This window comes from Parendozoicomonas verongulae (genome assembly GCF_009711465.1).
Taxonomy (GTDB): Bacteria; Pseudomonadota; Gammaproteobacteria; order Pseudomonadales; family Endozoicomonadaceae; genus Sansalvadorimonas; species Sansalvadorimonas verongulae.
In genome coordinates this window covers 1124-1332 of sequence record NZ_SMME01000547.1, presented here as the reverse complement: position 1 = coordinate 1332, position 209 = coordinate 1124, and positions in this window count along the sequence as shown.

The window sequence follows — 209 nt, the reverse complement described above, 5'->3', positions numbered from 1 at the left end:
ATCCTGACTCATTTTGAACCTTTGTATTGTCACCACTATCCATACAAAACATTCAAAAAATTGGTTTCACGAGCACCTGCTGACATCACTGTTATAAAAGGTTTATTCAGAGTATGAACTTACAACCAAACTATGGAGGAGGCAGCCATTACCGGAAGGCCCCTCTTCTTTACAAACCAAAAGGTTCAAAAGGGCCTGCGTCTTACTCT